13 protein-coding genes are annotated in these 12,878 nt (G+C 70.0%); 10 read left to right on the plus strand and 3 right to left on the minus strand.

The window, feature by feature from the left end:
• Nucleotides 1-127: 127 nt before the first annotated feature.
• The 3 genes from SKC42_RS11085 to SKC42_RS11095 are packed head-to-tail and all read left to right on the plus strand — an operon-like array spanning nt 128 to nt 1,965.
• Nucleotides 128-1,210 (plus strand): ferredoxin--NADP reductase, encoded by a 1,083-nt coding sequence (locus SKC42_RS11085; RefSeq protein WP_330964356.1) that lies wholly within the window; start codon nt 128-130, stop codon nt 1,208-1,210.
• A 52-nt stretch (nt 1,211-1,262) separates the two neighbouring features.
• Complete coding sequence (locus tag SKC42_RS11090) at nt 1,263-1,796, plus strand: hypothetical protein (protein ID WP_330964357.1); 534 nt, start codon at nt 1,263-1,265, stop codon at nt 1,794-1,796.
• A 31-nt stretch (nt 1,797-1,827) separates the two neighbouring features.
• Complete coding sequence (locus SKC42_RS11095) at nt 1,828-1,965, plus strand: hypothetical protein (protein WP_330964358.1); 138 nt, start codon at nt 1,828-1,830, stop codon at nt 1,963-1,965.
• Here the strand turns inward: SKC42_RS11095 and SKC42_RS11100 are convergent.
• Both SKC42_RS11100 and SKC42_RS11105 read right to left on the minus strand, forming a co-directional pair.
• Nucleotides 1,948-2,775, minus strand: a complete 828-nt coding sequence (locus SKC42_RS11100; RefSeq protein ID WP_330964359.1) for a slipin family protein — start codon at nt 2,773-2,775, stop codon at nt 1,948-1,950. The two genes, SKC42_RS11095 and SKC42_RS11100, sit on opposite strands and share 18 nt — an antisense overlap.
• Nucleotides 2,776-3,101: 326 nt before the next feature.
• Nucleotides 3,102-5,234: an acyl-CoA dehydrogenase gene (locus SKC42_RS11105; RefSeq protein WP_330964360.1), complete on the minus strand. Its 2,133-nt coding sequence runs from the start codon at nt 5,232-5,234 to the stop codon at nt 3,102-3,104.
• A gap of 251 nt (nt 5,235-5,485) precedes the next feature.
• Here SKC42_RS11105 and kstR point away from each other — a divergent pair, with 251 nt between their 5' ends.
• Nucleotides 5,486-6,094 carry a cholesterol catabolism transcriptional regulator KstR gene (gene kstR / locus SKC42_RS11110; RefSeq protein ID WP_330964361.1) on the plus strand — a complete coding sequence of 203 codons (609 nt, stop codon included), beginning with the start codon at nt 5,486-5,488 and terminating at the stop codon, nt 6,092-6,094.
• On the opposite strand, the gene SKC42_RS11115 is transcribed toward kstR, so the two are convergent.
• A complete protein-coding gene (locus tag SKC42_RS11115) occupies nt 6,091-7,170 on the minus strand; it encodes a LacI family DNA-binding transcriptional regulator (protein ID WP_330964362.1) in 1,080 nt (359 codons plus the stop codon). The genes kstR and SKC42_RS11115 overlap by 4 nt on opposite strands.
• A gap of 138 nt (nt 7,171-7,308) precedes the next feature.
• Here SKC42_RS11115 and SKC42_RS11120 point away from each other — a divergent pair, with 138 nt between their 5' ends.
• Genes SKC42_RS11120 through SKC42_RS11145 form a run of 6 tightly spaced genes read left to right on the plus strand, consistent with a single transcriptional unit; the run spans nt 7,309 to nt 12,866 of the window.
• Nucleotides 7,309-8,232: a metal ABC transporter solute-binding protein, Zn/Mn family gene (locus tag SKC42_RS11120; RefSeq protein WP_330964540.1), complete on the plus strand. Its 924-nt coding sequence runs from the start codon at nt 7,309-7,311 to the stop codon at nt 8,230-8,232.
• A complete protein-coding gene (locus SKC42_RS11125; protein ID WP_330964363.1) occupies nt 8,229-9,053 on the plus strand; it encodes a metal ABC transporter ATP-binding protein in 825 nt (274 codons plus the stop codon). The genes SKC42_RS11120 and SKC42_RS11125 overlap by 4 nt, the downstream gene beginning before the upstream one ends.
• A complete protein-coding gene (locus SKC42_RS11130; protein ID WP_330964364.1) occupies nt 9,050-9,910 on the plus strand; it encodes a metal ABC transporter permease in 861 nt (286 codons plus the stop codon). The genes SKC42_RS11125 and SKC42_RS11130 overlap by 4 nt, the downstream gene beginning before the upstream one ends.
• 23 nt (nt 9,911-9,933) lie before the next feature.
• Nucleotides 9,934-10,692 carry a LamB/YcsF family protein gene (locus SKC42_RS11135; protein ID WP_330964365.1) on the plus strand — a complete coding sequence of 253 codons (759 nt, stop codon included), beginning with the start codon at nt 9,934-9,936 and terminating at the stop codon, nt 10,690-10,692.
• On the plus strand, nt 10,692-11,612 hold the full coding sequence (locus tag SKC42_RS11140) for an MBL fold metallo-hydrolase (RefSeq protein WP_330964366.1): 921 nt from the start codon (nt 10,692-10,694) through the stop codon (nt 11,610-11,612). Before SKC42_RS11135 ends, SKC42_RS11140 begins: the two co-directional genes overlap by 1 nt.
• A gap of 12 nt (nt 11,613-11,624) precedes the next feature.
• Nucleotides 11,625-12,866 carry an SLC13 family permease gene (locus tag SKC42_RS11145; RefSeq protein ID WP_330964367.1) on the plus strand — a complete coding sequence of 414 codons (1,242 nt, stop codon included), beginning with the start codon at nt 11,625-11,627 and terminating at the stop codon, nt 12,864-12,866.
• Nucleotides 12,867-12,878 lie beyond the last annotated feature (12 nt).

A 12,878-nucleotide genomic window follows, 5' to 3' on the forward strand; every position in this document is an offset into this window, starting at 1 on the left:
CCGTGGACTCACACCAGAGACTAGAACACGTTCCGATTTGTGTCGAGCACCGTGTTCCTGCGGCTGGTAGCGCCATAGATCCGCTTTTCTGTAACATGTTCTAGTTGTGGATGAGGGAGGACCGGCTTTGACCGAGACAATCCCCGACGAGCCGCTCGGCGACCACGTCTTGGAGCTGCAGATCGCCCAAGTTGTCGCGGAAACCGACGACGCGCGGTCGCTGGTGTTCGCGGTCCCGCGCGAGCCGGGCGACCCGGGCATTCCGGCGGAACAACTGCGGTACGCGCCGGGCCAGTTCCTGACCTTACGCATTCCCAGCGAGCGCACCGGCTCAGTGGCCCGCTGTTACTCGCTGTGCAGCTCGCCGTTCACCGGCGATCCCCTGACCGTCACCGTCAAGCGAACCGCCGAGGGATACGCGTCCAACTGGCTGTGTGACCACGCGCGGGCCGGGATGCGCGTCCACGTGCTGGCGCCGTCCGGAACCTTCGTGCCCAAGACGCTCGACGGCGACTTCTTGCTGCTGGCCGCCGGCAGCGGAATCACCCCGATCATGTCGATCTGCAAGTCGGCGCTGGCCGAAGGCGGCGGCCACGTGCTGCTGATCTACGCCAACCGTGACGACCGCTCGGTGATCTTCTCCGACGCGCTGCGCGAGCTGTCGGCCAAGTATCCCGACCGGCTCACTGTGCTGCACTGGCTGGAGTCGCTGCAGGGCTTGCCCAACGCCACCGCGCTGGCCCAGTTGGCCGCCCCCTTCACCGGCCGGCCGGCGTACATCTGCGGGCCCGGCCCCTTCATGGACGCGGCACGCCAGGCGCTGGAGGCGCTGAAAGTGCCAGCCCCGCAAATACATATCGAGGTCTTCAAGTCGCTGGAGTCCGATCCGTTCGCGGCGGTGAAGATCGAGGACACCGCCGAGGGCGACGAACCGCCGGCCACCGCGGTCGTCGAGTTGGACGGCGAGACCCACACCGTGTCGTGGCCGCGCAACGCCAAGCTCCTCGACGTGTTGCTCGCCAAAGGGCTCGACGCGCCGTTCTCCTGCCGGGAGGGCCACTGCGGGGCCTGCGCGTGCACGCTGCGCAAGGGCAAGGTCTCGATGGAGGTCAACGACGTGCTCGAGCAGCAGGACCTCGACGACGGACTGATTTTGGCCTGTCAATCTCACCCGGAATCTGATTCGGTGGAAGTCACCTACGACGAGTAGTCGCGGCGCTAGGTTCACCGTTGGGTTCAGCTAACCGAGAAGGGGAGCTCCGATGAAGCGGCTCATAGCGGGGTTTGCGGTCGCCGGAGGCATGCTGGCGCTGCCGCCGGGGCCGGTTGCGTCGGCCGCGAGCAACACCGCGACCACGTTGTTCCCGCTCGACGGCCCCAACCAGCTCGAGACGCACACCACCCTCGACTGCTTCAAGGCCGGCGGCTTCTGCAACTTCGTCGCCGGGGCCGACATGCGTACCCCCGACGGCGTCACCGGCTTCCCGAACGACTTGTGGGCCCGGCAGACCACCGAGATCCGCTCGTCGAACCGGATGGCCTACCTGGACGCGCACGCCTCCGGCCAAAACGAGCGGGTGAACAAGTCGATGGGCAACGACGAGATCACCACCGTCTACTTCGGGGGCGGCCCGCCGGACAAGTACCAGACGACGGGCCGCATCGACTCCACGGACTGGTCGACCGGCCAGCCCAAGACCGACGTCAACGTCATCGTGTGCACCCACGTCCAGGTGGTCTACACCGGCGTCAACATCACCTCGCCGAGCACCTGCGCACAGACGACGTTCTCGTAGGGCGCCGCCGGGCCGAGCCTTGGTTGCGCCGATGACTCCGCACGCCGCCGCCTGCCTGTGCTACTCACCGGTGTACTGGCGGCTGATGCAAGTCCTGTTCCGCATCAGGCCGATCAGGCGGCTCGGGCGGGGGCTGCAATACCACTTCGGGTCACAGCGCGGCGTGTGAGAACTTCTTTGGCGTGGCCGTCGTCGGCGCGGTGGTTTTCGCGGCCTCCGACTCGCGCGTCACGAAGCCGGTGAGCTCCCCGATCGCGTTCATCAGCGGCGCGGGGAACACGATGGTGGTGTTCTTCTCTACCCCGAGTTCGAGCAGGGTCTGCAGGTTGCGCAGCTGCAGGGCCAGCGGATGCCGCATCATCGTGTCGGACGCCTCGCCGAGCGCGGCGGCGGCGCGCGCCTCCCCCTCCGCGGCGATGATCTTGGCGCGCTTCTCCCGCTCGGCTTCGGCCTCGCGGGCCATGGCGCGCTTCATGCTGTCGGGCAGCTGAATGTCCTTGAGCTCCACCAGCGTCACCTCGACGCCCCACTCCACGGTGGTGGTGTCGAGGATCTGGCGGATGCTGCCATTGATCTTCTCCGTCTGGGCGAGCACTTCGTCGAGGGAGTGCTGCCCGACGACGTTGCGCAGCGTCGTCTGGGCGATCTGGTTGATGGCGGCGTTGACGTTCTCGATGACGACGACGGCCTTACGGGCATCGATCACGCGGAAATAGGCGACCGCGGCGATGTCGACGCTGACGTTGTCGCGCGTGATGATTCCCTGCGATTGGATCGGCATGGTCACGATGCGCATCGACACCCGCCACATCCGGTCGATGACCGGGACGATGAACCGCAACCCCGGCTCGCGGACGCCGATCACCCTGCCGAGCCGGAAGTGAACGCCGCGCTGGTACTGCTGCACCACGCGGATCGAGGCCGCCAAGAGCAGCGCGGCGACGGCGGCGACAACCACTAACACGACTATGACGCTCATAAACCAACGCTAGGAGCCCCGCCGGGGATAGTCAGCGGACACAAGTCACGTCCGCGTGGCCGAAAGACCCTTTCCGCCGGCACGAAGCCCCCGAGATTGCCGTCACGGCTTTCACTCGAAACAACAACCGTGGCGGCGATCTCGCCGAGCGTCAACCCACCTAGCGTCGTGAGTCGTTAATAGTGCACCAACATCTTCGGCCGTTCATCCCGCCGGTGAATACGTCGAACGTGGGGGGAAAGTATAAACCGCCAACACTTTTCGTCCACAGGGCCCACGCTCGAAGACAGGAGCGAAGACTACACCCGAACCAATGACTCATGACACTAGCGGGGCAGCCCCAGCAGCCGCTCGGCGGCGACGGTGAGCAGGATCTGTTCGGTGCCGCCGGCGATCGTCAGGCAGCGGGTGTTGAGAAAGTCGAACACCGCCTGGTTGTGCACGAGGCCGGCGCCTTCGGAGACGTCCATCATGTATTCGGCCAGCGCCTGGCGATACCGGACGCCGATCAGCTTGCGCACGCTGGACTGCGCCCCGGGATCCTGCCCGCCGACGGCCAACTGGGCGATCCGCTGATCCAGCAGCGCGCCGGTCTGCGCGAGGACGATCAGCCGGCCCAGGCGGTCCTGCTGCGCGGTGTCGAGCTCCATCTCGCCCAGCACCCTGAGCAACTCCTCCATCGGGTTGCCCAGCGCGGTGCCGCTGGCCATCGCGACGCGCTCGTTGGCCAGCGTGGTGCGCGCCAGCCGCCAGCCGTCGTTCACCGAGCCCACCACCATCCCGTCGGGCACGAACACGTCATCCAGAAAGACCTCGTTGAACAGGGAGTCGCCGGTGATTTCGCGTAGCGGCCGGATTTCGATTCCCGGAGATTTCATGTCGATCAGGAAGTAGGTGATCCCCTTGTGCTTCGGGGCGTCCGGGTCGGTGCGGGCCAGGCACACCCCCCACTGCGCCTTGTGCGCCGCCGAGGTCCACACCTTCTGCCCCGTCAGCAGCCAGCCGCCCTCACCCCGTACCGCCTTGGTCCGCAGCGACGCCAGGTCGGACCCGGCCCCGGGCTCGGAAAACAGCTGACACCAGAGGATCTCGCCGCGCATGGTCGCGGGGACGAAGCGCTCGATCTGTTCGGGGGTGCCGTGCTCGAGGATGGTGGGGGCGGCCCACCAACCGATCACCAGGTCCGGGCGCACCACGCCGGCGGCCGCCATCTCCTGGTCGATCAGCAGCTGTTCGGCCGGTGATGCGCCCCGGCCGTACGGCGCCGGCCAGTGCGGCGCCTGCAGGCCCGCCCCCGCCAGGGCCACCTGACGCTGCGCTTCGGGCAGGGTGGCGATCTCGGCGACGACGGCGGCGATCTCCGCACGCCGCCCCTCCACCTCGGACAGGTCGATGCCCAGGCGGCGGCGCACCCCCGCCTCGGTCAGCTCGGTGACCCGGCGCAGCCAGCGCTCGGCGCCGCCGAGGAACGCGCCGATGGCATGCGCCCGGCGCAGGTACAGGTGGGCGTCGTGCTCCCACGTGCAGCCGATGCCCCCCAGCACCTGAATACAGTCCTTGACGTTGGCCTTGGCGGCCGCGATGCCGGTGCCCGCGGCCAGGGCGGCCGCGATCGAGAACTGGCCCTCATCCGGGTCCGCCGCGGCGCGGGCGGCGTCGGCCGCGACCACCTCGGCCTGCTCGGCGCGGCACAGCATTTCGGCGCACAGGTGCTTGACCGCCTGGAAGCTGCCGATCGGCTTGCCGAACTGCTCGCGCACCTTGGCGTAGGCGGCCGCGGTCTCCAGCGACCAGCGGGTGACCCCGGCGGCTTCGGCCGCCAGCACGGTCGCGGCCAGCTCGTCGACCCGTCGCCCAGATTCCCCGACTGGCGCGGCCGCCGCCGACGTCAACGTCACCCGGGCCAGGGGGCGGGAGAAGTCGGTAGCCCGCAGCGGCTCGATCTTCACTCCGTCGTCGGCGCCGTCAACCAAAAGCCACCGGCCGCCCGACGGCACCAGCAGTAGGCCGCCGCGCACCGTGTCCGAGGCGCCCAGCACGAGCGGCAGGGTGCCCGTGGCCCGCGCGTCGACGGCGTCGTATTGGACGTCGCCCTCGAGCGCCAGCCCGGCGAAGCGTTCCCCGGAGGCCAGCGCCGCAAGCGCCTCGGCGTCGGTGACGACCAGCGTGGCGAGCGCAGTGGTGGCCACCGGCCCGGGTACCAGCGCTTTGGCCGCCTCCTCCACCATCGCGCAGAGGTCCTCGACGGTGCCGCCCGCCCCGCCGTCGTCCTCGCAGACCGCAACCCCGAATATGCCGAGGTCGGCCAGGCCGGCGAATACCGGCCGCCAGGCGTCACGGTCGCCCTGTTCCATCGCGCGGATCGCCGCGGTCCCGCCCGGCCCGGAGGCCGCATTGCGCGCCCAGTCACGTACCAGCGCACGCGCCGCAGACTGCTCCTCGGTGACGGTCGCTACCACCCTGGGGTCCTCCCCGTCATTTCTCGTCCGGCCGACTAGAACGTGTTCTAATAGTGCCAGCGATCGACCGTCAAGTCGAACGCCATCACGGCAGGACAGGTGGGGGTCGCGGCGGTACGGAGGTGGGAGATTCACACTCAGCATGCGTATCGTTTCGGATCGAACCGCCCAACACAGGAGCAGACCGCCGTATGCCAGCCAACACGAACTCGGGCCGCGCTGCCGACTCGCAACCGCGCGAGGTCGTGAACGTGGCGGTACTGGCTGAGTCCGAACTGGGCTCCGAGGCACAGCGGGAACGGCGCAAGCGCATCCTCGATGCCACCATGGCGATCGCGTCCAAGGGCGGCTACGAGGCCGTTCAGATGCGGGCCGTCGCCGACCGCGCCGACGTGGCGGTGGGCACCCTCTACCGGTACTTCCCGTCGAAGGTGCACCTGCTGGTGTCCGCGCTGGGCCGCGAGTTCAGCCGCATCGACGCCAAGACCGACCGCTCCTCGCTCTCCGGCGGCACCCCGTTTCAGCGGCTCAACTTCATGATCGGCAAGCTCAACCGGGCGATGCAGCGCAACCCGTTGCTGACCGAGGCGATGACACGGGCCTACGTCTTCGCCGACGCCTCGGCGGCCAGCGAGGTCGACACGGTCGAAAAACTCATCGACAGCATGTTCGCGCGCGCAATGGCCGACGGCGAACCGACCGAGGACCAGTACCACATCGCCCGGGTGATCTCGGACGTGTGGCTGTCCAACCTGCTGGCCTGGCTTACCAGGCGGGCGTCGGCGACGGATGTCAGCAAACGGCTGGACCTGGCGGTGCGCTTGCTGATCGGCGACCAGGAAGCCCGGCAACTGACCTAGGCGGGCGGCCCCGCGGTCCGGCCCCGGATCAGCTCGGTTTCCAGCAGTTCCACGACCGGCAGGTTCGAGCGGGGCGGCTGCAGCAGCAGTTCGCCTGCGCGGCGGCCCTTCTGCAGGCTGGGCTGCGCGACGGTGGTCAACCCGCGGCCGATCGCCTCGGGAACGCCGTCGAACCCGGTGACCGTCATCCGGCCGGGCACGTAGATGCCGTGCGCGCGGAGGTAATCCATGGCGGACAGGGCCAGTATGTCCGCCGTGCACATCAGCGCCGTGATCCGCGGGTTGGCCTCCAGCGCCGCCCTGGCGGCCACCCCGCCGGATTCCGGCAGATGCTCGTAACTTTCCACGACCGTGAGCGATTCGGGATCGGCACCGGCGGCGGCCATCGCCTCCCACACGCCGATGATGCGCTCGCGCTGCACGTCGAAGGCCGGCGACCGTAGCCGATCGGCGTCGACCAGGCCCTGGCGGCGGTCCCGGCCGAGCCGCATGGTCAGCAACCCGATCTCGCGATGCCCCAGGCCCAGCACGTAGTCCGCCAGCCCGCGCATTGCGGCGCGGTCGTCGATGCCCACCCGGGACACCCCGGCGAGGCCCTTCGGCTGGTCCACCACCACCACCGGCAGCCGCCGCTGCAGCACCACCTGGAGGTAGGGATCCTCATCGCAGACCGAGTAGACGACGAAGCCGTCGACGCCGGCGTTGAGCACGGCCGACGTTCCGTCCTCGAGACCCCGGCCCGCCCCCACGGCCACCAGCAGCAGCCCCTGGCCCGAGCCCTCGCACGACTGCGCCACCCCGGCGACGAAGTCCCGCGCGGCGGGGTCGCTGAAGAAATAGGTCAGCGGCTCGGCCATCACCAGACCGACGGCGTCGGCCCTGCGGGTCCGCAGCGACCGGGCGACCGGATCGGGCCCCGCGTAGCCGAGTCGCTTCGCCGTCGCCAGCACCCGTTCCCGCAGGTCCGCGGAGAGCTGATCCGGCCGATTGAAGGCATTCGAGATCGTCGTGCGGGAGACCTTCAACTCGTCGGCCAACGAGGCCAGAGTCGCACGCCGGCGCGATGTGGGACTCACGTTCGGTGACGCTACAGCGCATGTGGGCCCGCGCCCATGCGACAGGAGCCACCGCTTTCTAATGGAAACGATTTTCATTAGTATTGTGGCTCGGCTGACCGAGCCGGTGAGAGGAATCTGGACGTGCGCGTGGCGCTGATGCGGGGCCAAGGGCCACTGGGGGCGACGGCCGCGGCCCTGCTCCTCCTTGCGGCCTGGCCCGCCCTCTCCGCCTGCGCCGGCAAAGTGGTACACCCGCGGGCGGTGACCGTGGTCGCCTCGACCGACGTCTGGGGCAGCGTGGCCCGCGCCGTCACCGGACGCCATGTTCCAGTCAAGTCGATCCTCGGGGGCCCACAGATCGACCCGCACTCCTACCAGGCAACTCCGTCGGACGCGGCGGCCCTCACCGACGCCGCCCTGGTCGTCTACAACGGCGGCGGGTACGACCCCTGGGTGGATCAGGTGCTGGAGCGGCACCGGTCCGTGGCATCGGTCGATGCCTACTCCTTCGCCACCGATGCCAAATCCGGTGGACCACCGCCCAACGAGCACGTTTTCTACGACCTGAACGTCGCCAAGTCGGTCGCCACGGCAATCTCCGACCGGATGGCCGCCATCGACCCGGCCAACGCCGCCGACTACCGGGGCAACGCGGCGGACTTCTGCCGCGGCGCCGACGGGATCGCCATCTCCGAGCACGCCATCGCCAGCGCCTATCCCGACACCGGCGTCGTCGCCACCGAATCCGACGGCTACTACCTGCTGGCCGCGTCCGGGTTGGTCAACCGGACACCGCCCGCCTTCGCCGCCGCCAACGAGAACGAGACCGACCCCACGCCGTCCGACATGGCCTCCGTGCTCGACCTCATCGCCCACCGTGAGGTCTCGGCGGTGCTGGTCAACCCCCAAACCTCCACCGCCGCCATCAGCGGCCTCGAGGACGCCGCCCGGCGCGCGGGCGTCCCGGTGACCGACGTGACCGAGACCCTGCCCGACGGCAGCGACTACCTGTCCTGGCAGCGCGCGACGGTCGACCAACTGCTGGCGGCGCTGCAGAACGGGCCGGTGAGGCAGCCGTGAGCCTCGACGCCGCGCGGGCCGTCGAACGCCGAACGGACGTCGTTTCCCTGAGTGGGGCCCGGCTGTCGTTCGGCGACCGCGTGCTGTGGGACCACCTCGACCTCTCGGTGTCGCCGGGCGAGTTCATCGCGGTGCTCGGCCCCAACGGCAGCGGGAAGACTTCGTTGCTCCGGGTGCTACTCGGGCAGCTCGCGCTCGACGCCGGGGTCGCCCTGATCGACGGAAAGCCCGTCGCGTCGGGCAGCGAGCGAATCGGCTATGTGCCGCAACATCGCCCGATCGACCGGGACGTGATGCTGCGCGGGCGCGACCTGGTCGGGCTGGGCATCGACGGGGCGCGCTGGGGCCTCGTCGCCCTGCGGGCCGGCGACCGGGCCCGCCGGCGCATGGCGGTGCGCCGGGCGCTGCGCGAGGTCAACGGCGAGCATCTGGCCGACGTCCGAGTCGGGTTGATGTCGGGCGGCGAGCTGCAGCGGATGCGCATAGCGCAGGCGCTGGCCAGCGACCCGATGCTGCTGCTGTGCGACGAACCGCTCCTGGCGTTGGACCCGGCCAACGCGAAGCTGGTGTCGGCGCTCATCGACCGCCGCCGCCGGGACGCCGGAACCACGGTCATCCTGGTCACCCACCAGCTCAATTCGATCCTGCCGTACGTGGATCGGGTGCTGTACATCGTCGACGGCCGGTTCAGCGTCGGAACCGTCGAACAAGTGATGAACACCGAGACGCTGTCGGCGCTGTACCGGGCCGACATCCAGGTGGTGCGGGCCAGGGGCGGCTACGTCGTGGTGGGCGAGCCGGACGACGGGCGCCAAGGATGAACCCGCGGCTCTCGGACGTGCTGGGCCACCTGTTCTCGTTCGACGTGACCGCCCACCTGCTCCGCCATGACTTCGTGCAGCAGGCGCTGCTGGCGGCCGCGCTGCTCGGCCTGGCGGCCGGGCTGATCGGGCCGTTCATCGTGATGCGCCAGATGTCGTTCGCCGTGCACGGGTCCAGTGAATTGTCGCTGACGGGCGCGGCATTCGCGCTGTTGGTGGGCTTCCAGGTGGGCGCTGGGGCACTTATCGGCAGCGCGCTGGCGGCGGCGTTGTTCGGCCTGCTCGGCCAGCGGGCCCGCGAACGCGATTCGGTGACCGGGGTGGTGCTGGCGTTCGGCCTGGGGCTGGCCGTGCTGTTCATCTACCTCTACCCGGGCCGGACGGCGACCAGCTTCGCCTTGCTGACCGGCCAGATCGTCGGCGTCGGATACACCGGGCTGGCGATGCTGGCGCTCGTGTGCGTCGTCGTCGCCGCCGTGCTCGGGGCGTGTTACCGGCCGTTGCTGTTCGCCTCCGTCGACGCCGACGTTGCGGCGGCCCGCGGGGTACCCGTCCGCGCGCTGGGCATCGTGTTCGCCGCGCTGGTGGGCGTGGTGGCGGCGCAGGCCGTGCAGATCGTCGGGGCGCTGCTGGTGATGTCGCTGCTGATCACGCCCGCGGCCGCGGCCGCCCGCGTGGTGGCCTCGCCGGCGGCGGCGACCGTCGCGTCGGTCGTCTTCGCCGAGGTGTCCGCCGTCGGGGGCATCGTTTTGTCACTGGCGCCGGGCGTTCCGATATCCGTCTTCGTGGCGGGCATCTCCTTCGCCATCTATCTGGTCTGCTGGGTGGTCGGGAGGCGGCGGGAGGCCCCGGCCTGAGGCGCCGTGCATAAGCTGGGCGGGTGCCCGCTATCGACCTCAACGCCGACTTGGGCGAGGGCTTCGGCGTCTGGCGTCTGGGCGATGACGACGCGATGCTCGGGATCGTCAGCAGTGCCAACGTCGCGTGTGGCTTCCACGCGGGCGATCCCGCCGGAATGCTGCAGGTCTGCCGGTCGGCGGCCGAACGCGGGGTGCGCATCGGCGCGCAGGTCAGCTACCGCGACCTGGCCGGCTTCGGCCGGCGATTCATCGACGTCGACACCGACGACCTCGTGGCCGACCTCGTCTACCAGATCGGGGCGCTGCAGGCCATCGCGAGCACGGCGGGCTCGTCGGTCTCGTACGTCAAACCCCATGGCGCCCTGTACAACGCGATCGTCGACCATGCCGAGCAGGGCGCCGCGGTCGCCGAGGCGGTACGCATGGTGGACCCCACGCTCCCGGTCCTGGGAATGGCCGGCTCGGCCTTCTTCGACGAGGCGTCCCGCCGCGGCCTGCGCACCGTGGCCGAGGCATTCGCCGATCGCGCCTACGAGCCGACGGGCCGGCTGGTGTCCCGCCGGCAACCGGGTGCGGTCCTGCACGACCCCGCGGCGATCGCCGAGCGCGTGGTCACCATGGTGACCACCGGCCGGGTCACCGCGATCGACGGGAACCAGGTCTGGGTCGGCGTGGAATCCGTTTGCGTGCACGGCGACTCGCCCGGGGCGGTGCAGATCGCCGCCGCGGTGCGCGATCACCTCAAGACGGCCGGCACCGAGATCAGGTCGTTCTGCTGATGCGCCTCAAACCCGGTCGTCCCGACATCGCGCGGCACTCGGCACGGTTCGGCGCGCCCGCCGCCGCGGCCGACGCGCCGTTGACGGTGACGTGGCTGGGCGTCGCCACGCTGCTCGTCGACGACGGGTCCTCAGCCCTGATGACCGACGGCTACTTCTCGCGACCCGGGCTGGCCCGGGTCGCGGCGGGCAAGGTGTCCCCTGACCCCGAACGCGTCGACGGCTGCCTGGCCCGTGCCGGGGTGACCGACCTGGTGGCCGTCGTCCCCGTACACACCCACATCGACCACGTCCTGGACTCCGCGCTGGTCGCCGACCGCACGGGCGCTCGCCTCGTCGGCGGGCAGTCGGCGGCCAACGTCGGGCGGGGATACGGGCTGCCGGAAAACCGCCTGTTGGTAGCGGTCAGTGGTGAGCCGATCCGGCTGGGTCCCTACGAGCTGACGCTGGTCGAATCGCACCACTGCCCGCCCGACCGGTTTCCCGGCGTCATCGACGCGCCGCTGACCCCGCCGGTGCGCGCCTCGGCCTACCGCTGCGGGGAGGCGTGGTCGGCGCTGGTGCACCACCTGCCTTCGGACCGGCGTCTGCTGATCCAGGGCAGCGCCGGGTTCGTGCGGGGCGCCCTCGCCGGCCGCCGCGCCGACTGCGCCTACGTCAGCGTGGCCCAGCTCGGCCTGCGGCCGCGTTCCTACGTGATCGACTACTGGACGGAGACCGTGCGCGCGGTGGGGGCGCGTCGGGTGGTCCTCATCCACTGGGACGACTTCTTCCGGCCGCTGTCAGAGCCGTTGCGCGCGTTGCCCTATTCGGGCGACGACCTCGACGTGTCGATCCGGATCCTCGACGAGCTGGCCACGCGGGATGGCGTCGCGCTGCACCTGCCGACGGTGTGGCGGCGCGAGGACCCCTGGGTATAGAGCGGCGCGGATTTGATACTGACTGTTGCGCTGGTGCTGCTTGCTGCCGTGCTGGTGTTCGCCGTGATGCGCCCGCGGGGGCTGCCGGAGGCGGTGGCGGCGGTGCCGGCGGCCCTCATTTTGGTGGCGATCGGCGCGATCTCCGTTCACCAGGCGGCGACCGAGGTCGTCGACCTGTCCGGCGTGGTCGCCTTCCTGGGGGCGGTGCTGGTGCTGGCCAAGCTGTGCGACGACGAGGGCCTGTTCGATGCGGCCGGCGCGGCGATCGCCCGCGGACGCGTCGGGGCGGGCGGTTTGCTGCTGCGGGTGTTCGCCATCGCGTCGCTGATCACCGCCGCGCTGAGCCTGGACGCCGCGGTGGTGTTGTTGACACCTGTGGTGCTGTCGGCGGTCCGCCGGTTGCGCACCCCGGCGCGGCCCTACGCCTACGCCACCGCACACCTCGCCAACGGTGCCTCCCTGCTGTTGCCGGTGTCGAATCTGACGAACCTGCTGGCGTTTCACACCGCCGGCATCTCGTTCGCGAAGTTCACGCTGGTGATGGCCCTGCCGTGGCTGGGCGTGGTCGCCACGCTGTACCTGATCTTCCGGTGGTTCTTTGCCGCGGACCTCCGCGTCCAGCCCGACCCCGAGGAGGCGGGGCCGGCCCCTCGGCCGCCGGTGTTCGTCCTGGTGATCGTCGGCCTGACGCTGATCGGGTTCGCCGTCGGGCAGTCCGTAGGAGTGCAACCGGCCTGGGTCGCGCTCGCCGGCGCCTCGGTGCTGGCGGTGCGCAGCCTGAGCCGCGGTCACACCTCGATGGCCGACATCGCACGCTCGGTGCACGTGTCGTTCCTGGTGTTCGTACTGGCCCTGGGCGTCGTGGTCCACGCGGTCATGGTCAACGGGATCGACAGGGCGATGTCCGCGGTCCTGCCGTCCGGCTCCGGGCTTCCCACGCTGCTCGCGATCGCGGGAATCGCGGCCCTGTTGGCCAACATCGTCAACAACCTGCCGGCGACGCTGGTACTGCTGCCGCTGGTCGCACACGGCGGCCCGGTGGTGATCCTGGCGGTCCTGATCGGCGTCAACATCGGACCCAACCTCACCTACGCGGGTTCGCTGTCGAATCTGCTGTGGCGGCGCGTGCTGCGCCGGCACGACGTCGACGCCGGCGTCGGCGAATACACCAGGCTCGGGCTGTGCACCGTCCCGCCCTCCCTGGTGGTCGCGGTGCTCGCCCTATGGGCGAGCGTGCGGCTGCTGGGCGGGTAGCTATGCCTGGGC

This window comes from Mycobacterium sp. 050134 (genome assembly GCF_036409085.1).
GTDB lineage: Bacteria > Actinomycetota > Actinomycetes > Mycobacteriales > Mycobacteriaceae > Mycobacterium.